General features: G+C 69.4%; 14 protein-coding genes. 11 read left to right on the forward strand and 3 right to left on the reverse strand.

The window, feature by feature from the left end:
- The 3 genes from CCN51_RS23500 to CCN51_RS23510 all read left to right on the forward strand — a co-directional run.
- Positions 1–1,706: beta-galactosidase (locus CCN51_RS23500; RefSeq protein WP_107426054.1), on the forward strand; the 1,706-nt coding region annotated here is incomplete at its 5' end.
- Positions 1,707–1,874: 168 nt separating this feature from the next.
- A complete protein-coding gene (locus tag CCN51_RS23505) occupies positions 1,875–3,374 on the forward strand; it encodes a glycoside hydrolase family 43 protein (RefSeq protein ID WP_014182487.1) in 1,500 nt (499 codons plus the stop codon).
- 105 nt (positions 3,375–3,479) lie between these two features.
- Positions 3,480–5,240 (forward strand): cellulase family glycosylhydrolase, encoded by a 1,761-nt coding sequence (locus tag CCN51_RS23510; RefSeq protein ID WP_014182488.1) that lies wholly within the window; start codon positions 3,480–3,482, stop codon positions 5,238–5,240.
- A 69-nt stretch (positions 5,241–5,309) separates the two neighbouring features.
- Here the strand turns inward: CCN51_RS23510 and CCN51_RS23515 are convergent, their stop codons facing one another.
- From CCN51_RS23515 to CCN51_RS23525, 3 genes are all read right to left on the reverse strand, one after another.
- A complete protein-coding gene (locus tag CCN51_RS23515) occupies positions 5,310–6,287 on the reverse strand; it encodes a LacI family DNA-binding transcriptional regulator (RefSeq protein WP_014182489.1) in 978 nt (325 codons plus the stop codon).
- A gap of 212 nt (positions 6,288–6,499) precedes the next feature.
- Positions 6,500–7,192: a FadR/GntR family transcriptional regulator gene (locus CCN51_RS23520; RefSeq protein ID WP_043488386.1), complete on the reverse strand. Its 693-nt coding sequence runs from the start codon at positions 7,190–7,192 to the stop codon at positions 6,500–6,502.
- A 217-nt stretch (positions 7,193–7,409) separates the two neighbouring features.
- Positions 7,410–9,641: an alpha-L-fucosidase gene (locus CCN51_RS23525; RefSeq protein WP_014182491.1), complete on the reverse strand. Its 2,232-nt coding sequence runs from the start codon at positions 9,639–9,641 to the stop codon at positions 7,410–7,412.
- A gap of 665 nt (positions 9,642–10,306) precedes the next feature.
- Between CCN51_RS23525 and CCN51_RS23530 the strand changes: the two genes are divergently transcribed.
- From CCN51_RS23530 to CCN51_RS23565, 8 genes are all read left to right on the forward strand, one after another.
- The gene (locus CCN51_RS23530) at positions 10,307–11,641 is read left to right on the forward strand and encodes an L-fuconate dehydratase (protein ID WP_014182493.1); all 1,335 of its coding nucleotides are present in this window, start codon (positions 10,307–10,309) and stop codon (positions 11,639–11,641) included.
- The gene (locus CCN51_RS23535) at positions 11,634–12,536 is read left to right on the forward strand and encodes an amidohydrolase family protein (protein WP_014182494.1); all 903 of its coding nucleotides are present in this window, start codon (positions 11,634–11,636) and stop codon (positions 12,534–12,536) included. The genes CCN51_RS23530 and CCN51_RS23535 overlap by 8 nt, the downstream gene beginning before the upstream one ends.
- Positions 12,527–12,964: an RbsD/FucU domain-containing protein gene (locus tag CCN51_RS23540; protein ID WP_014182495.1), complete on the forward strand. Its 438-nt coding sequence runs from the start codon at positions 12,527–12,529 to the stop codon at positions 12,962–12,964. Before CCN51_RS23535 ends, CCN51_RS23540 begins: the two co-directional genes overlap by 10 nt.
- The gene (locus CCN51_RS23545; RefSeq protein WP_014182496.1) at positions 12,961–14,004 is read left to right on the forward strand and encodes a zinc-dependent alcohol dehydrogenase; all 1,044 of its coding nucleotides are present in this window, start codon (positions 12,961–12,963) and stop codon (positions 14,002–14,004) included. The genes CCN51_RS23540 and CCN51_RS23545 overlap by 4 nt, the downstream gene beginning before the upstream one ends.
- The gene (locus CCN51_RS23550; RefSeq protein ID WP_014182497.1) at positions 14,001–14,762 is read left to right on the forward strand and encodes an SDR family oxidoreductase; all 762 of its coding nucleotides are present in this window, start codon (positions 14,001–14,003) and stop codon (positions 14,760–14,762) included. Before CCN51_RS23545 ends, CCN51_RS23550 begins: the two co-directional genes overlap by 4 nt.
- 54 nt (positions 14,763–14,816) lie before the next feature.
- A complete protein-coding gene (locus CCN51_RS23555) occupies positions 14,817–15,803 on the forward strand; it encodes an aldo/keto reductase (RefSeq protein ID WP_086860057.1) in 987 nt (328 codons plus the stop codon).
- 403 nt (positions 15,804–16,206) lie between these two features.
- Positions 16,207–17,253 carry a LacI family DNA-binding transcriptional regulator gene (locus CCN51_RS23560; RefSeq protein ID WP_086860059.1) on the forward strand — a complete coding sequence of 349 codons (1,047 nt, stop codon included), beginning with the start codon at positions 16,207–16,209 and terminating at the stop codon, positions 17,251–17,253.
- A 460-nt stretch (positions 17,254–17,713) separates the two neighbouring features.
- On the forward strand, positions 17,714–19,825 hold the full coding sequence (locus CCN51_RS23565) for a glycoside hydrolase (RefSeq protein WP_043488387.1): 2,112 nt from the start codon (positions 17,714–17,716) through the stop codon (positions 19,823–19,825).
- Positions 19,826–19,876 lie beyond the last annotated feature (51 nt).

Genomic DNA, 19,876 nt, shown 5'->3' on the forward strand with positions numbered 1-19,876 from the left:
CCCTCACCCACCCCGACGCGCTGCCGGTCACCCCCGACGGCACCCGCCTCACCCACGGCAGCCGCGACACCTACTGCCTGGCCGCGCCCGCCTACCGCAGCGCCGCCCGCCGGATCGCCTCCGCCCTGGCCGAACGGTACGGCCACCACCCCGCCCTCGCGCTGTGGCACGTGCACAACGAGTACGCCACCCTCTGCTACTGCGAGTACGCCGCGGCGGCCTTCCGGGAGTGGCTGCGCGCGCGCCACGGCTCACTGGACGCCCTCAACGAGGCGTGGGGAACGGCCTTCTGGAGCCAGCGCTACACCTCCTGGGAGCAGGTGCTGCCGCCACGCGCGACGCAGTGGCACAAGAACCCGGGCCAGACCCTGGACTTCCGCCGTTTCTGGTCCGACGAGACAATCGCCGCCTTCCGCGAGCAGCGCGACGCGATCCGCGCGCACAGCGACCGGCCGGTGACGACCAACCTGATGCTGCCCGCCTACCAGAACCTGGACCTGTGGGCCCTGGCCCGCGAACTCGACGTGGTCTCCTCCGATCACTACCCGGGGTCACCGGGTCTGGACGCCGCCGCCGATGTCGCCTTCCACGCCGACCGCGTCCGCTCCCTGGCCGGCGGTCGCCCGTGGCTGCTGATGGAACAGGGCACCAACACCGTCTACGACGGTGACCGGGTGCTCGGCAAGGAGCCCGGGGAGATCCTGCGCCACACCCTCGGCCACATCGCGCGCGGTTCGGAGGGCGCCCTCTTCTTCCAGTGGCGGCAGTCCCGGGCCGGCGCCGAGACATGGCACTCGGCGATGGTCCCGCACGCGGGGCCCGACAGCCGTACCTTCCGGGAGGTCACACAGGCCGGCGAGGCGGTCGCCCGGCTCGGCGAGCTGGCGGGCTCGACGGTCGACGCGTCCGTGGCCGTCCTGCACGACGCGGACGCCTGGTGGGCGTTGAGCGTCGACGGCCTGCCCTCCGCCGGCCTCGGTTACCACAAGGAGCTGAGCCGAGCGCACCGGGCGTTGTGGGACGCCGGCGTCACGGTCGACTTCGCCCATCCCGAGCACGAGTTGAACCGCTACGCGCTCGTCATCGCCCCGGCCCTGTTCCTCCTTTCCGACGCGGGCGCCGAGAACCTGCGCCGCTACGTCGCCGGCGGCGGGACGCTCCTCGTCCAGCACGCGAGCGGATGCGTCGACGACCGCATGCAGGCCCGACTCGGCGGCTATCCCGCCGGGCCGCTGCGCGACGCCCTGGGCATCCGTGTCGAGGAGCACCGACCGCTGCGGGCGGATGACCGGATCGCCCTGTCGGACGGGTCGTTGGGCACGGTCTGGAGCGAGTCCCTGCACACCAAGGGCGCCGAGACGCTCGCCGCCTACACCCACGGCATGCTGGCCGGCAGCCCGGCGCTGACCCGGCACCGATTCGGAACCGGACAGGGCTGGTATCTCTCCACTCGCCTCGACGACGCCGACTACGGCGCTCTGGTCCGCCGGCTGCTCGACGAGGCCGGTGCCGGCGCGGAAGCGCCGGGTCTGCCGGGCGGTGTGGAAGCCGTCACCCGGCATGCGCCTGACGGCCGCCGCTGGCAAGTTCTGATCAACCATGGCGCGGACGCCGTGCCCCTGCCGGAGCCCGTCCACGACCTGCTCACCGACACCACGGCCCATGAGCTGCCACCCGGTGGTTGCGCAGTGCTGCGCAGGCCATGACTCCGAGAGGTCACCATGACCGAGGAACGGCACACGATCCGCTGAGGTCACGATGTACTGCGGCTCCGGCTCAGCCGCCCGGAGGCGCCCTCTGTGGACGGCACCTCCGCCTGAGACACACCCTCCCCTCCTCTGTGGGCACCCGACACCTCGAAAGGACCTGGTGACTTGTCAGACACCGGACCCGCCAACCCCGTGATCCCCGGCTTCCACCCCGATCCCAGCATCTGCCGGGTGGGCGACGACTACTACCTCGCCTGCTCCAGCTTCGAGTACTTCCCCGGTGTGCCCGTCTTCCACAGCCGTGACCTGGTGCACTGGACGCAGATCGGCAACGCCCTGGACCGGCCGAGCCAGCTGCGTCTAGCGGCCGACGTGCCGTCTTCCGCCGGGATCTACGCCCCCACCCTGCGGTACCACGACGGACGCTTCTGGCTGGTCGTCACCAATGTGAGCAAGGGCGGTGGCAACCTGGTCGTCACCGCCACGGACCCGGCCGGACCGTGGTCGGATCCCGTCCGGCTCCCCGGCGTGCCCGGCATCGATCCCGACCTGGCCTGGGACGAGGACGGCACCTGCTGGTGCACCGTCGCCGGGATCGCGCAGGTCCGCATCGACCCGCACACCGGTCGGACGTACGGACCACCGCAGAAGCTGTGGTCCGGTACACCCGGCGCCAAGGCCCCGGAGGCGCCGCATCTGTACCGGATCGGCGACTACTGGTACCTGCTCATCGCCGTGGGGGGCACCGAGCGCGGCCACGGCGTGGCGATCGCCCGCGGCCGTACGCCGAGTGGCCCGTTCGAGCCCTGCCCGGCCAACCCGATCCTCACCCACCGGAGCACCGACCATCCCGTGCAGAACACCGGGCACGCCGATCTGGTCCAGGCCCCCGACGGCTCGTGGTGGATGGTGCTGCTCGGGGTACGGCCGGGCGGCGGCACGCCCGGCTGGCACGTACTCGGCCGGGAGACCTTTCTGGCGCCGGTGACCTGGGTGGACGGCTGGCCGGTCGTCGGCGAGGTCGCACTGGACCTGCCGGAGCTCCCTTGGCCCCTTGTCCCCGGCCCCGTCGAGGAGCAGCGGGACGACTTCGACCTGAGCGAACTGCGGCCGTTGTGGATCTCTGTGCGGGACCGCCCGGCAGAGCACTGCACCACCAAGGAGCGCGCCGGATGGCTGACGCTGCGCGCGCGGGGCGGCTCCCTGGACGAGCCCGACGTCGTCTTCACCGGCCGGCGTCAGCAGCACCTGTCGTGCCGGGCGCGCACCCTGGTCGATCCCTCGGAGGGACGCGGCGGCCTGGCCGTGCGGCTGGACGAGCGGCACCACTACGCCATCGAGGTGTCCGGGGGCGAGGTGCGGGTGGTCGCGCGCGTCGGCTCCCTGCGCACGGTGGTGGCCGCACAGCCCGTACCCGACGGGCCGGTGGTCCTCGGCCTCACGATTGGCGACCCGCCGCCTCCGCACGACGCCCGCACCGGCCCCGACGCCGTCTCCTTCGGCGTCGAGCAGCCCGACGGCACCCTCAGCGTGCTCGCGACGCTCGACGGCCGCTACCTGTCGACCGAGGTCGCCGGCGGCTTCACCGGCCGCGTCATCGGTATGTACGCCGCGGCCGGCACCGTGCATTTCGACTGGTTCGACTACGAGCCCATCAGCCGCTGAGCCGGCACCACCCAATGGGCCTGCGCGCACAGGCAGGGCCGACTGTGGCAGCTGATCGCCACGGGTCGGATCACCATCCGCACGACCGACCGAAAGGAACGGCACGTGAAGGACATACGGCAACCCGCGCACCACCGGAACCGGGGTCCCGGACGCCTGGCGGCCCTGCTGCTGGCGCTGCTCGTCATCCTGGGGCTGTCCGGTGGCAGCGCGTCCGCCGCGCCCGACGGCACCATGGAGAAGCCATCGCGGTCGACGGTGAGGGTTCCGGCCGCCGCCAAGGACGCCGTGGCGGCGATGCAGCCCAGCTGGAACCTGGGCAACAGCCTGGACGCGATTCCGGACGAGACGTCCTGGGGCAACCCGAAGGTCACCAAGGACCTGTTCGACACCATCCGCGCGCAGGGCTTCCGCAGCGTCCGCATCCCGGTGACCTGGAACGACCACCAGTCCGCCACCGCCCCTTACACCATCGACGCCACGTACATGAGCCGCGTCAAGCAGGTGGTGGACTGGGCGCTGGCCGACGGCCTCTACGTCGTGCTCAACGTCCACCACGACTCGTGGCAGTGGATATCGAAGATGCCCACCGACCACGACAAGGTGCTCGCCCGCTTCAACTCCACCTGGACCCAGATCTCCTCGACGTTCCGGGACGCGCCGCGCGCACTGCTCTTCGAGAGCGTCAACGAGCCGGTCTTCGACAACGCCACGGACGCGCAGAAGACCCAGCTCCTGAACGAGCTGAACACCTCCTTCCACAAGGTCGTCCGCTCCTCGGGCGGCGGGAACACCGACCGCCTGCTCGTCCTGCCCACGCAGGTCTGCACCCCGTCCCAGACCCTCATGGACGACCTGTCCACCACGATCGGCGCACTGCACGACAGCAACCTGGTCGCCACCGTGCACTACTACAGCTGGTACCCGTTCAGCGTGAACATCGCGGGCGGCACCCGGTACGACGACAACGCCCAGAAGGACCTGACCGACGCGTTCGCCCGTATGCACGACACGTTTGTCGCCAAGGGCATCCCCGTCTACCTCGGTGAGTACGGTCTGCTCGGATATCCCGACGACAACCACCCCTCCCGCATCGAGCGGGGCGAGGCACTGAAGTACTACGAGCATGTCGGGTACGCGGCACGCGCCGCCGGTGTCACCACCGCCCTGTGGGACCCCGGCTTCGCCTACCTGAACCGCTCCACCATGCAATGGCGCGACCCCGCCCTGTTCGCCTGGATCAAGTCCAGCTGGACCATCCGCTCGGCTACGGCCTCCTTCGACAAGGTCTTCGTACGGAAGTCGAGCCCGATCACCGCCCAGACACTCACCCTGAACCCGAACGGCACCACTTTCCAGGGCCTGTGGCAGGGCGACACCAAGCTGGTCGAGGGACGGGACTACACCGTCTCCGGCGATCAGCTCACCCTCACGGCCGCCGCGCTGACCCGGCTGACCGGCAACCGGGACTACGGGGTCAACGCAACGCTCCAGGCCCGGTTCTCCGGCGGGCTGCCCTGGCAGATCGACATCATCACCTATGACCCTCCGGTGCTGTCGAACGCCTCCGGCACGACCGGCTCGTTCACCGTTCCCACGCAGTACCGGGGTGACGTGCTGGCAACCATGGAGGCCAAGTACGCCGACGGCAGCAACGCCGGTCAGGCCACCTGGACTCCGTTCCAGGAGTTCAACGCGGCCTTCTCGCCGGACTACCCGGGCGGCAAGACCATCCTGACCTCCGACTTCCTGAACGCACTCCGCGACGGCGCACCGGTGACGCTGACGTTCCACTTCTGGAGCGGCGCCACCGTCACGTACCACGTCACCAAGTCCGGATCCTCGGTCACCGGCACGACGTCCTGACCGACCGGCCCCTCGCCCTGGTTGCCCGCTCCCCGGGCAGCCAGGGCACACCCGCGACCCCGTGCGACCTCACTCCTCCTTCGGCACAGCCGTGCTCTCCCGGACAGTGAGGGTCGTCGCGATCTCCAGTCCGAGCCGCGGCACATCGTCGCCGCGGCCGAGCGCCAGGGCCAGCTCGGTGGCGGCTGTCGCCATCTCGGCCAGCGGCTGATGGACAGTGGTCAGGGGAGGATCCGCACAGGCCACGGCCGGGACGTCGTCGTAGCCCACCACGCTGAGATCGTGCGGGATGCGCAAACCGAGCTCGCGCGCGGCCTGGTAGACGCCGAGCGCCTGCATGTCGTTCGCGGTGAACACCGAGGTGGGGCGATCAGGGCGGGACAACAGCTCGCGCGCCGCGGTGTACCCGTGCTCGCGCGTGAGCTGGGTCTTCACCACCAGTTCGGGTGCCGTCGGCAGGCCGGCCTCCGAGAGAGCGGAGAAGTAACCGGACAGCCGGGCGCGGCAGTAGGGGTGATCCGGCCCGCTGATCATGGCGATGCGCCGGTGTCCCAGGTCGAGCAGATGCCGGGTCGCCGTCTGGCCGCCCCGCCAGTTTGTGGCGCTGACGAACGGCACGTCGTCGGGCAGCTCGTCGATCGGGTCGAAGACGACGAACGGGATGCCATTCGCCTTCAGCTGTTCCCGCTCCGCTTCGGAGAGCTGTGCCACCGACAGAACGCACTGGGGGCGCCGTCCGACCGTGTCGTCGATCATCTCCGCTGAGTCGTGGGGTCCGAACGCGGACACCAACAGCCCGAGCCGGTTCGTGCGGGCCACGCGCTCGACACCGCGGATGATCTCCACGGCCCACATGCTCTCCAGCTCGCGAAACACCAGCTCCACCAGGTTGCTGCGGCTCTTGGGAGGCTTGCGGTAACCGTACTCAAGGATCAGCTGCTCGACGCGGGCGCGAGTCTCGTCCGACACGCCGGACCTGCCGTTGAGGACCTTCGACACGGTGGGAACCGAGACGCCCGCCGACTCGGCGATGTACGCGATCGTCACCGACGCGGGTCCCGCGCCACCCTCACTGTCGTCATCCGCCGATGATCTTCCCGATCGGTTGTCCGGCACAATCGCCTTTCCCCATCGCCTCGCCTGCTCCCGCCGCCATTCTGACACCTCCCGTTGAGCGCTTGTGACGGCCAGGAACGGGCCGTCGACGTCGGCGGTCAATGGGGCTTCGGATCCCACGGGCCCACGCGCACCGCTCGCGGCTACGAGGCGCCGTCCCGGTCCAGGTGCTCGCGCAGCCACTGCTCGGTGGTGCTGACGTGCATGAGGGCGGCGGCCTGGGCGAGGGCAGCATCGCCGGCGGCCAGCGCGTGGTAGATCGCCTTGTGCTCGGCCAGCGTGCGGCCTGCGGCATCCTCGTCGACCAGTCCGCGCCAGACACGCGCGCGCAGCGTCCGGCTCGCGATGCCCTCCAGCAAAGTGGCGAGCGTCGCGTTGCCCGTGGCCGCGATCACCGCGCGGTGGAACGCGGCGTCGTGCTCGTTGAGCTCCTCGACGTCGTCGCGGGCCGCCTGCATCGCCTCCAGGTGTCGCTCCACCTCCGCGAGCCCCTCGGCCGAGATGCGGCCGGCGGCCAGGCCGGTGGCGACTGGCTCGAACAGTCGGCGGACCTCGGTGAGTTCCAGCAGAGTGTCGCCCCTCAGCAGCTCCACCGCGGATCCGATGCCGCTCAGCAGCAGTTCCGGTTCCAGGCTGGTCACGTACGTGCCGTCGCCGCGCCGGATCTCCAGCACCCGCGAGACGGCCAGCGCCTTGACCGCCTCCCGCATCAGATTGCGGGACAGCCCCAGCTCCGCGGCGAGCTGCTGTTCGGGCGGCAGCTTGGCACCCGGAGGAAGCTCACCCGACTGGACGAGCTCCCTGATGCGGTCGATGGCCTTGTCGGTCAATGACATGCTGCGCTACCCCCTGCTCATCCCCGGGCGTCGGCAGCGTACCAATACATCCCATAGCCCAGGAAGGAGCGGAGTGATCGCATCATCAGGGTTCGCATCGACTTCCCCGTACTCGCAGGTGATCGCATCTCGATCACTTTTGCGCGCGAGAGCTACGGACGCCATTTCCGCAGCACCCTACAAATTCATCCCATGTCTCCTCGACGGATCGCCATGCTCACAGGGGTGTGAACGTCCACAGCAAGTTGGTGCTGCTTCCGTAGGTCCACTGCTTGGTGACCGACCCCGATGCGACGTTGCCGCCGCCGTCGAGCACCAGGCCGGTGGTGCGGTTGGCGATCGAACAGCGGTCGCCGCCCCGGTGGGTGATCGTCCACTGCTGGTTGTTGCCACCGTTCCAGGCGGCCTGCCTGGCGGCGGAGCCGTCGGCGGTGGCGCCCCAGCCGTCGGCGACCATGCCGTTCGTGCGGTTGACCAGCTTGTAGTAGCCGCCTGGGACCTCCACCGCCTGCCACTGGAGGTTGGAGCTGCCGTCCCAGGTCCACTGCTTGAGGTTGGAACCCGAGGCGACGTTGCCGCCGCCGTCCAAAGCGAGGGCGTTGGTGACGTTGGTGACCCGGAATTGCGTCGCCGGGTTGAACTGGACCCTGAGCGAGGTGATCTGGTCGTTGTTGCCGGTGATCCGCAGGTCTGGGTTTTCGGTGGTGAAGGTCCAGGAGGTGCCGGTGAAGTTGTCCCCGGCGTAGCCGATCACCTGGTAGCCGGGGGCCGGCCGGAGGGAGGAGAGGGTGCGCGCGCCCAGTCCGGCCGCGATCAGGTCGGCCGCCGTGTAATCGCCGAGGGCGAGCACGGCGGCGTCGCCGCTGTAGTCGACCTCCTTGAAGGCAACGGCGCCGGCGAGCGGCCGCAGGCCCGGGATCGTGCCGGAGAAGGCGAGCTTGAGGACGTAGGCGCCGGCGCTGTACGGGGCTGAGGACGGCAGGGTGACCGTGAGGCCGGAAGTGTTCTGGGTCGGCGTGGGCAGGTCGATGTAAGTGCCGGCGGTGGAGCCGAGCAGCTTGACCGAGGTCAGCGACGAGATGTTGATCCGGTCCGAGTTGAGGGTCTTGATCGTCAGCGAGCTGCCGGGCCAGCCCAGGACGGTGGCGTACAGGATGTTGTCGGCCTTGTTGCAGGTGAAGCGGATGTCCTGCGCGGTGCCGGCATGCGGGGTGGTGAACGAGCCGCCACCCATCTTCGTCGGGCCCTCGCCGTACGCCGTCCAGGCGCGGGTCGCGTACACCGACTCGCCGAAGCGTTTCAGGTGGTCTCCGATGCCGAGCAGGATGTCCTTCTGTGCCTGCGGGATGGTGCCGTCGGCCATCGGCGCGATGTTCAGCAGCATGTTGCCGTTCTTGCTGACCCGGTCGATGAACGAGTGCAGCATCTGCGGGATGGTGTAGTACCCGATGCCCTGGGTGTAGCACCAACTGCTGCTGGAGATGCTGTCGTCGGTCAGCCAGTACGGGGTGGTGATGTCGGCCGGGCCGCCGCGCTCGTAGTCGAAGACCTCGCCCTTGCTGTTCATGCCGTCCTTGTACGTGGCGACGACCTCACGGCCCCAGCTGCCCGCCTGGTTGTAGTAGTACGACAGGAAGTTCAGACGCTTGGTCTCGTCGACGGCGTCCAACTTGAAGTCCTGCCACAGGATGTCGGGCTGGGCGCGGTCGATGACCTCCTTGAGTTTGTCGAACCAGAGCTGGTTCTCCGCGGCCGCCCCCAGTTGCCCGTAGAGCTTCTTGAGGCTGCTGTCCGTCTGGGCGGGGACGAATTCATAGAAGCCGTTGAAGTTGTACGCGTGGTGCATGGCCACCAGCAACTTCAGGCCCTTGGCGCGGATGGCCGTGGAGAAGAGCCGCAACAGGTCGAGACCCGGACCCTTCTTCACCGAGTTCCACTCGTTGACCTGGCTGTCCCACATGGAGAAGCCGTCATGGTGCTCGGCGACCGGGCCGGCGAACTTGGCGCCGGCATCGACGAACAGCTGCGCCCACTCATCGGGGTCGAAGTTCCCGCCGGCCGACTTCAGCTTCGGCGCGAACTTCACGACGTTGCCCGCCAGGTCCCGCGCTCCGTTGATGAAGTTGTGATAGGGCCACGCCGATGGCTGGCCGTAGGTCGCGGTGTGGTGTTGGTTGGCCCGGCTGCCGGCCTGGTACATGCTGCGCGGGTACCACTCGTTGTCAAAGGCGGGGACGCTGAAAGCGCCCCAGTGGAAGTAGATCCCGAACTTCGCGTCCCGGAACCACTCCGGGGCCGGCGGGTGCTGGTCGACCGAGTTCCAGTCGGGCGTGTACGTACTGGGCGCCGCCTGGGCGACGCCGGCGCCTGACACACCTCCACCGACGGCCGCCGCGGCCACGCAGGTGGCGTTGGCCAGGAACTGGCGCCTGTTGATCGAGCTCGGCATGGACACATCCCTGGGGCGGAGAGGAGGGGGAATCAGGGGGACAGCAATTGGCGTGGCTGCTTGTGCCTGGAGCGTCGCTTGTTATGCACGAAGGTCGGCCATGTCCCCTGGGATGTCAACGGGCGCGCAGGGATGAAAAGCACCGCGCGACCGGTCAATTTGAACGATTTACACCTTTAGATGCGCGTTTATGACTGTTGAAACATGGCATGTCTGGCAGCTACTTCACGGCCGATTCCCTCACGAAGGAGACAGGATTGATGGGATGCATCTTGCCTCCAATCCCCCAGGCACTCACCTTGGATGCGCCCTGAACTGGCATTTTGCGAGAGACCGAGCGAGGGACTGGACAGCACTGCGGGAGCATGTCTATAAAGACATCCCATCTCTGCTGTGCGGCGATAGACAGATGTCGTCGAGACGAAACATCTCCCGCTACGGGACCAGCGCGAGGAAGCATCGATGAGACTCAGAACCGTCCTCTGTTCCGCCGTCGCCACCCTGTCCGCACTGGCGTTGCTCAGCACATGTGGCAGCGGCTCCACCATCACGGGCGGCAAGGTCCAGGAGTGAATCAGGCGCCCGTCGCCGCCGAACACCGCCCACCGCTCCCCCTCCGTCGCGGGGGGCCGAGTTACCACCTGCTTTTCACCGGAGTCGCTGTCATGCCCTCTGCCGTGTCCCCTCCCTCGGCATCCGCCCGTATCACCGCCCTCGACGTCCTGGACGTGCGGTTCCCGACATCCGAGCATCTGGACGGGTCGGACGCGATGAACCCCGAACCCGACTACTCCGCCGCCTACGTCGTCCTGCGCACCGACGCCGGTGACGGACTGGAGGGCCACGCCCTGGCCTTCACCACCGGACGCGGCAACGACGTGCAGGCCGCCGCCATCGCGGCCCTCGCCCCACACGTGGTCGGCCTGTCCGTGGCGGAGGTCTGCTCCGACCTGGGCGCGTTCTCCCGCTCCCTCGTGCACGATCCCCAACTCCGCTGGCTGGGACCCGAGAAGGGCGCCATCCACATGGCCACCGGCGCGGTGGTCAACGCCGCCTGGGACCTGGCGGCCAAGCGTACGGGCAAGCCGGTGTGGCGTTTCCTCGGCGAGATGTCCCCCGAGGATCTGGTCGCGCAGGTCGACTTCCGCTGGCTCAGCGACGCGATCACCCCCGAGGAGGCCCTGGACATCCTGCGCCGCGCCGAACCCGGACGCGGCGAGAGGATCGCCCGCCTGCTGGAACGCGGCTACCCGGCCTACACCACCACCCCTGGTTGGCTCGGCTACTCCGACGAGAAGCTGGCCCGCCTGGCCCGCGAGGCCGTCGCCGACGGCTTCACCCAGATCAAGCTGAAGGTGGGCGGGTCCCTGAAGGACGACGTACGGCGCATGCGCACCGCCCGCGAGACGGTCGGCGACGGTGTCCGTATCGCCGTGGACGCCAACCAGAGATGGGATGTCGCACAGGCCATCGACTGGATGCGCGCTCTGGCGCCGTCCCAGCCGTACTGGATCGAGGAACCCACCTCCCCCGACGACATCCTCGGTCACGCCGCGGTCCGCAGGGCCGTCGGCCCCATCAAGGTCGCCACCGGCGAGCACACCGCCAACCGGGTCATGTTCAAGCAGCTTCTCCAGGCCGGCGCGGTGGACATCGTGCAGATCGACGCGGCACGGGTCGGCGGGGTCAACGAGAACATCGCGATCCTGTTGCTCGCCGCGAAGTTCGGCGTACCGGTGTGCCCCCACGCCGGCGGCGTCGGTCTGTGCGAGATGGTGCAACACCTGTCGATGTTCGACTACGTCGCCGTCTCCGGCACCCTGGAGGACCGGGTCATCGAATACGTGGACCACCTCCACGAGCACTTTGTCGACCCGGTACGCATCGCCGACGGCCACTACCTGGCGCCGGAGCTCCCCGGGCTGAGCGCGCAGATGCATCCCGAGTCCCTGAAGGAGTACGCGTACCCCGACGGCCCCGTCTGGACCGCTCGTGTCTGACGCCCTGGCCCTCGTCGACGCCCACCACCACGTGTGGAACCTGGACCTCCGGCCGCAGCCCTGGCTGGACGAGCCCGGGCACGAGCCGCTCCGCCGCAGCTTCAGCTCACGCGCCCTGCGCTCGGCCGCGACCCGGCCGATCGCCGGACGGCGGCTTACGAGCACGGTGGTCGTCCAGTGCATGACGTCCGTACCCGAGACACGCGACCTCCTCGCCCTGGCCGACAGCGACCCGCTGGTCGGCGCCGTCGTCGGCTGGGCGGACCTGACGTCCCCCGCGATCGGCGACATACTCGACGAACTGCGGGCCCGGCCCGGAGGCGAGTACCTGCGGGCCCTGCGACACATCGTGCAGGACGAGTCCGATCCGGAGTGGCTGCAGCAACCGGCCGTGGAACGGGGCCTGCGGGCCGTGCAGGACAGCGGTCTCGGCTACGACGTCCTCATTCGCAGCCACCAGTTCCCCCAGGCGATCCGTCTCGCGGAAAGGCTGCCGGAGCTGCCCCTCGTCCTGAACCATGCGGGCAAGCCGCCTCTCGCACGGCGGGAACTGACCGACTGGTCCCAGCAGTTGCGCGGACTCGCCCGGCATCCCCAGGTCCGCTGCAAGGTGTCGGGGCTTGTCACGGAGGCCGACCACGAAAAGTGGACCGTCGACGACATCCGCCCGGTGTGGGACGTCCTGCTGTCCGCCTTCGGCCCCGACCGGCTGATGTTCGGCTCCGACTGGCCGGTCTGCGTCCTCGCCGGCGGCTGGAACCGCTGGGCCGCCACCGTCGAGGAACTCCTGGACGGCTGCTCGGCCACCGAGATCCACGCGGTGCTCGCCGGCACCGCGACGGCCTTCTACCACCTGACGCCCGCCCCGACGAAGGAGGGGACGCCGTGCTCCTGACGGAACTGCTGCACCCCGCAATCCTCGAATCCCTGGCCGGAGCGGGCCACGGCGCCCGCGTCCTGCTCGCCGACGGCCACTACCCCGCCAGTACGGCCACCGGGGAGTGGGCGCGGACCGTGCACCTCAACCTGCGGCCGGGCCTGCTGGACGTCACCACCGTGCTCGATGTCCTGCTGCGGGCGATCCCCGTCGAGTCGGCTCATGTCATGGTGGGACCCGAGGGCGAACCGGAGCCGCCGGCCGTCGCCGAGTACCGCTCCCGCCTGGCGCCCGCCCCGGTGGAGGCACTGGGCCGGTTCAAGTTCTACGACGCCGCCCGCTCCCCCGACCTCGCGCTGACGATCGTCACCGCCGACATCCGTACCTACGCCAATCTGCTGCTGACCATCGGCGTCCGCGCTGAAGGGACCCTGACTCCACGATGACACTCGCAGTCCGCTACACGGCCGCCCGCACCCTGGTCACCGGGCCGGCCGATACCCGCTCCCCCGGCCCCGGCGAGGTGGAACTGGCCCCCGCCTACGTCGGCATCTGCGGCACCGACCTGCACATCTTCCACGGCGACATGGACGCCCGGGTCGCCGCACCCGCGGTCCTCGGACACGAGATGTCCGGCCGCGTCGTACGCGTCGGACCGGACGTGGAGGGCTGGCAGCCCGGTGACGCGGTGACCGTGATGCCGCTGCGCTGGGACGGCACCTGCCCCGCTTGCCGGACCGGCCACCAGCACATCTGCCAGAAGCTCGACTTCATCGGCATCGACTCGCCCGGCGCGATGCAGCAGCGCTGGACAGTGCCCGCTTCGACGCTCGTACGCCTGCCGGAGTCCGTCTCACTGGACCGGGCCGCGCTCGTCGAACCCACCGCCGTCGCCGTGCACGATGTCGGCCGGGCCGAAGTCCGGGGCGGGGAGCGGGTCGTCGTGGTCGGCGGAGGGCCGGTGGGCGTGCTCATCGCGCTGGTCGCGCGCGCCGAAGGAGCCGACGTCCGCGTCGTCGAGCTGAGCGCCCATCGGCGCCGGCTCGCGGCCGACTTGGGTCTGCTCGCCTGGGACCCGGCCGCCGCCGACGTGCCCGAGCTGGTGCGGCAGTGGACCGGCGATGCGGGCGCCGATGTCGCCTTCGAGGTCTCCGGCGCGGCAGGTGGCGTGGATACGGCGGTCGATGTCCTCGGGGTGCGCGGTCGGCTGTGCCTGGTGGCCATCCACCCCCGTCCCCGCGAGGTGAACCTCCACCGCTTCTTCTGGCGCGAACTCACCCTCGTCGGCGCCCGGTTGTACGATCGCGCCGACTTCGAGAGGGCGGTCGCCCTGGTGGCGGAGGGCACGATTTCCGCGGAGCGGCTGATCAGCAGGGTCGTGCCGCTCACCGAGGCACCTGCCGCGTTCGAGGCGCTGGAGGCCGGTGGCGATGTGATGAAGATCCTCGTGGACTGCACCGACGAGACTGAAGGAGCCGTCGCATGAGCGCGTTCGACCTGACGGGCCGACTGGCTGTCGTCACGGGAGCCCGCCGGGGCATCGGCCGGGCCATGGCCCGTGCTCTGGCCGAGGCCGGAGCGGACGTCATCGGCGTCAGCGCCAGTCTGGAGGAGTCCGGGAGCGAGGTGGAGAAGGATGTCCTCGCCGCGGGACGCACCTTCGAGTCGATCCGCACGGACTTCGCCGACGCCGACGCCGTACGTGCTCTGGGCGCGGACCTCGCCGCACGGGCGCGTCCGGTGGACATCCTGGTCAACAACGCCGGCACCATCCGTCGCGCACCCGCGGCCGAACACACCGACACCGACTGGGACCTGGTGCTCCAGGTGAACCTCAACGCGCAGTTCGCCCTGAGCCGGGCGGTGGGCGCGGCGATGGTGGCCCGCGGCCAGGGGAAAATCATCTTCACCGCGTCGCTGCTCAGCTTCCAGGGCGGCATCACCGTCCCCGGCTACACCGTCGCCAAGCACGGCATCGCCGGCCTGACCAAGGCCCTGGCCAACGAGTGGGCACCGCACGGCGTCAACGTCAACGCTCTCGCCCCGGGCTACATCGCGACTGACAACACCCAGGCGCTGCAGGACGATCCGGTGCGCAGCAAGGCGATCCTGGACCGCATCCCTGCCGGGCGCTGGGGCACCGCCGACGACCTCGCGGGCGCCACCGTGTTCCTGGCCTCCGACGCGGCCGCCTATGTCCACGGCACCGTGCTTCCGGTCGACGGCGGATGGCTGGGACGGTGACCCCCGATCCGGCCTCGGCCGATATCCGCCTCGTAGTGCCTTGAGGAGCATGCTGTGCGAACCCGGAAAATCACGAACACCACCGTCGAAGTCACCGAACTGGGTTTCGGGGCCTCCGTCATCGGCAACCTCTACCGGGTCACACCGGCCCAGGACGCGGCAGCGGCCATCGAGGCGGCCTGGGACAGCGGCATCCGGTACTTCGACACCGCGCCGCACTACGGGCTCGGCCTCTCCGAGCAGCGCCTGGGGGCCGCCCTGCGCGATCATCCCCGCGAGCAGTACGTCGTCTCCTCCAAGGTGGGCAGGCTGCTGGTGCCCAACGAGCAGCCGCGGGGCGTCGACAGCGAGGGCTTCGTCGTCCGGGACGACCTGCGCCGCCAATGGGACTTCAGCCGGGACGGCGTGCTCCGCTCCATCGATGCCACCTTGGAGCGTACGGGTCTGGATCGCCTCGACGTCGTCTACGTGCACGATCCCGACGCCCACTGGCGGCAGGCCGCCGAGGAAGCCCTGCCCACCCTCGCGGACCTGCGCGACCAGGGGGTGATCGGCGCGATCGGCACCGGCATGAACCAGTCGGCCATGCTCGCCCGCTTCCTGCGCGAGACCGCGGCCGACGTGGTGATGCTGGCCGGACGTTACACGCTCCTTGACCAGTCGGCGCTGGACGACGTGCTGCCCGCCGCGCGGGAGCACGGCAAGAGTGTGGTCGCCGTCGGCGTGTTCAACTCGGGCCTGCTTTCCCGGGATCGACCGGCGCCGGGCATGAAGTACGACTACAAGGACGCCCCGCCGGACTTGGTCGCCCGTGCCCTGGCCATCGCCGAGGTCTGCGAACGTCACGGCACGACGTTGCCCGCCGCCGCGATCGCTTTCCCCTTCAGCCACCCCAGTACCGTCAATGTCACCCTGGGAATGAGGGACCGGGAACAGGTCAGCCGCAATGTGGAACTCCACCGTCGGGGCGTGCCCGAAGGCCTCTGGGACGATCTTCGCGCCCAGGGTCTGATCAGGCCGGACGTACCCACGCCCCGGTGATCCTGCTGTTCACTCGGCTCCAGGGCTGAGCAGCCGCTGCCCTTGGAACCGTCGATCACGGGTTCACGGCGCCGGCCCTGGCGACCGTGGACCCGTTCAGGAGTGGTCGTCGGGGTACGGCAGCCCCAGGCGCGGCAGGAGTTCGGTTTCCGTCCGCTGCCGACCACTTGTGTTAACGGTCACATCACTGCATGATTGTGGCGTCGGAATCCGAAGTGTCAAGAGCTCGCACAGCATGGATTTCTCCGGGCTTCTTCCGCCGGACCGGGCCCGGCGGCCGTGCAGATGATCGCTGAGGACGAACCCGCGCCCGAGTGACCGGTCACATAGCCGCACCGACAAGGAGCAAGGAGCCAGCCATGCCGAGCGGCTACCGCCGCCTTCCCGGAGTGGGCACAGTTTGATGGGCACGGCCCCTGACGCCAGTGGCGCGCCCACCGTGACCATCCGCGATGTCGCGCGGGAAGCCGGTGTCTCCCACCAGACGGTCTCCCGCGTCATCAACGGCCACTCCGCCGTGGCCGATGCCACCCGTCACCGGGTCGAAGCCGCCATCGATTTGCTCGGATTCCGGCCCAACCACGCAGCCCGCGAACTCGCGGGCAAGGCAGCCCGCTCGCTGACCGTCCTCACCAGCGACACCAGCCTGTACGGGGCCGCCTCGACACTGCGCGGCATCGAAGAGGCCGCCCGAGCCGCCTCATTCGCGGTCGCGGTCAGTGTGCTGGACCGCCACGCCCATCCGGACCGGGCCGAGTTACGCGCCCGCCTCGCTCGGCCGGGCGAACCCGTCGTGGTCATCGCCTTCGACGCCCCCGGGGTGCATGCCCTGCGGCTGCTGCCCGCGGACACACCGGTGGTGGCCGCGGTAGAGCACCCCTCCGGCAGCGAGCCGGTTTCGTCTCGGCCGCAGGCCTGGCTGGACGACCGGCTCGCCGCCGCCCACGCCACCCGCCATCTGCTGGGCCTGGGCCACCGCACGGTGCACTACCTGGCGCTGCCTTCCTCGACCGCGGACGTGGCCCAGCGCACGCAGGGCTGGCTGGACGCGCTGCGCGCGGCCGGTGCCCCGGAACCGCCCGTGGTGGAAGGCGGCTGGACGCCGCGTACCGGCTACCTCGCCGCGCGGGAGCTGGTCGCGGACCGGTCGGTGACCGCGGTGCTGTGCGGCAACGACGACGTGGCCGCCGGGGTGATGCGGGCGGCCCGCGAAGCCGGACGTCACATCCCCGACGACTTGAGCGTGGCCGGCTTCGACGACGTACCCGTCGCGGCCTTCCTCGCCCCAGCGCTGACCACGGTCCGACTCGACTTCGAGGGGCTCGGCCGCACCTGCTTCGGACTGCTGCACCGGCTGCTCGACCCCGCGGCCCCCGCTCCCGACCCCTGCGACGAGCCCGCCCTGATCGTCCGTGAGAGCACCGGCCCCTGGCACGGCGCCGGCGAATAAAAGGCAGCGCGAGTGCCGTTCCGGCCACAGTGAGCCAAGTGCCGGACACACAAACAGCCTTCATCGGCCATCGGCGGGCTGGTTGGCGCAAGGGGTGTTGACGTCCCACGGAGTCCGCCTATCATCCATGCTTGTCCGGCCTTCCGATTGTTGTTCGATATCCCGAACATCAATCCGGAGTGGACAGGTTTGTGTCGGCCCCACAGACCACCGTTGACAGCCGTATCCGGTGAGGTTCCCCCCTACGTCACCGCGCCGGAGTTCGAAGACACGGGCGGCGACGTTCAGGGGAGCAATCCCCAGCCGGCACAGGGAGCTTCCCCGTACCCGCACCCGACCGGCGACCGCGGCCACCCGGCCGTCGGGGCCGTCAGCAGCCTTCCTCAACACGGGCATGACCGCACCCCGGCCGTCATTGGGAGCGCTCCCAATGAGAGCGTCCCGACCTCCAAGGAGAACCATGACTGTTGTGAAGCCACCCGGCCGATACCGAACCCTCGCGTTAGGTCTCCTGGCCGCCGGCGTGATGGCAGTGGCCGGGACCGCCGCGCCCGCGTCCGCCACTGCCACGGCCACTGCCACTGCCACTGACTCCGCCGCTGCGTCCGACTCCGTTCAGGCGTCCACACTGGGCGCTCAGGCGGCCCAGTCCGGGCGGTACTTCGGGGCCGCCGTGGCCGCCGGCAGACTTGGCGACGGGACGTACTCGACCATCCTGGACCGCGAGTTCAACATGGTCACCCCCGAGAACGAGATGAAGTGGGACACCACGGAGCGCTCCCGCGGCTCGTTCAACTTCGGCCCCGCCGACCAGATCGTGAACCGCGCCACCTCGCGTGGCCAGCGGGTACGGGGCCACACCCTGGTCTGGCACTCCCAGCTGCCCAGCTGGGTCAGCTCCATCGGCGACGCGAACACCCTGCGCAGCGTGATGAACAACCACATCAACGGCGTGATGGGCCACTACAAGGGCAAGGTCTACGCCTGGGACGTGGTGAACGAGGCGTTCGCCGACGGCGGCAGCGGAGCGCACCGCCCCTCGGTCTTCCAGAACCTGCTGGGCGACGGCTTCATCGAGGAGGCCTTCCGTACCGCGCGGGCGGCCGACGCCTCGGCCAAGCTCTGCTACAACGACTACAACATCGAGAACTGGACCGACGCCAAAACCCAGGGCGTCTACCGCATGGTGCGCGACTTCAAGACGCGTGGCGTGCCCATCGACTGCGTCGGCTTCCAGGCCCACTTCGGCACCGGCGGCCCGCCGGCCAGTTTCCAGACCACCCTGTCGAACTTCGCCGCCCTCGGCGTGGACGTTCAGATCACCGAGCTGGACATCGCGCAGGCACCGACGACCGCGTACGCCAACACCGTCAAGGCCTGCATGAACGTGGCGCGGTGCAACGGCCTCACCACATGGGGAATCCGGGACACCGACTCCTGGCGCGCCGGGGAGAAGCCACTGCTCTTCGACGGCAACGGCAACAAGAAGGCCGCATACAACTCAGCGCTCACCGCGATGGGCGGCACCCCCGCGGTGAAGGGCACGGCGAACACCGTGACGAAGACCGCGGCAAAGGACCCGACGAAGACCCCGGCCTCCCCCGGCTCGGCCGCCGCCCTGCCCGGCAGCTTCAGCTGGAGCTCCAGCGGGATCCTCATGTCCCCCAAGCCGGACTCCACCCACAACATCGCCGGGCTCAAGGACCCGACCGTCGTCTACTACAACGGCAAGTACCACGTGTTCGCCAGCGTCGCCAGCGCCTCCGGATACAGCCTGGTGTACCTGAACTTCACCGACTGGTCCCAGGCAGCCTCGGCCCCGCACTACTACCTGGACCGCAGCGGGATCGGCACCGGATACCGGGCCGCACCCCAGGTGTTCTACTTCGCACCCCAGCGCACCTGGTACCTGGTGTACCAGACCGGCAACGCCTCGTACTCCACCAACACCGACATCAGCAACCCCAACGGGTGGAGCGCACCGCGCAACTTCTACTCCTCCATGCCGGACATCATCAAACAGAACATCGGCAACGGCTACTGGGTCGACATGTGGGTGATCTGCGACAGCGCCAACTGCTACCTGTTCTCCTCCGACGACAACGGACACCTGTACCGCTCCCAGACCACCCTCGCCCAGTTCCCCAACGGGTTCACCAACACCGTCATCGCCGCCCAGGACTCCAACAAATACGCCCTCTTCGAAGCCAGCAACGTGTACAAGGTCCAGGGCAGCAACCAGTACCTGCTGATCGTCGAGGCCATCGGATCCGACGGACGGCGCTACTTCCGCTCCTGGACCTCCAGCAGCATCGGCGGCTCCTGGACACAGCTGGCCGCCTCCGAGAGCAACCCGTTCGCCCGGGCCAGCAATGTCACCTTCCCCTCGGGGGCCTGGACCAGGGACATCAGCCACGGCGAGCTGGTCCGCGCCGGATACGACCAGACCCTCACCATCAACCCCTGCAAGATGCAGTACCTCTACCAGGGCATGAACCCCAACGCCAGCGGCGACTACAACACCCTGCCATGGCGGCTCGGCCTGCTCACCCAGACCAACTCCACCTGCTGACCGACCCGGAGACACCCGGCCTCGGCGCGGACATCAGCTCCCGGGACGCGT

This window comes from Streptomyces milbemycinicus (genome assembly GCF_002154605.1).
Classification (GTDB): domain Bacteria; phylum Actinomycetota; class Actinomycetes; order Streptomycetales; family Streptomycetaceae; genus Streptomyces; species Streptomyces milbemycinicus.

Excerpts from the sequence above, each read along its gene's own strand:
- CCN51_RS23520 (WP_043488386.1), bottom strand. The coding sequence starts at position 7,192 with ATGTCATTGACCGACAAGGCCATCGACCGCATCAGGGAGCTCGTCCAG.
- CCN51_RS23525 (WP_014182491.1), bottom strand. The coding sequence starts at position 9,641 with ATGCCGAGCTCGATCAACAGGCGCCAGTTCCTGGCCAACGCCACCTGC.
- CCN51_RS23530 (WP_014182493.1), top strand. The coding sequence starts at position 10,307 with ATGCCCTCTGCCGTGTCCCCTCCCTCGGCATCCGCCCGTATCACCGCC.
- CCN51_RS23545 (WP_014182496.1), top strand. The coding sequence starts at position 12,961 with ATGACACTCGCAGTCCGCTACACGGCCGCCCGCACCCTGGTCACCGGG.
- CCN51_RS23550 (WP_014182497.1), top strand. The coding sequence starts at position 14,001 with ATGAGCGCGTTCGACCTGACGGGCCGACTGGCTGTCGTCACGGGAGCC.
- CCN51_RS23560 (WP_086860059.1), top strand. The coding sequence starts at position 16,207 with ATGGGCACGGCCCCTGACGCCAGTGGCGCGCCCACCGTGACCATCCGC.
- CCN51_RS23565 (WP_043488387.1), top strand. The coding sequence starts at position 17,714 with ATGACTGTTGTGAAGCCACCCGGCCGATACCGAACCCTCGCGTTAGGT.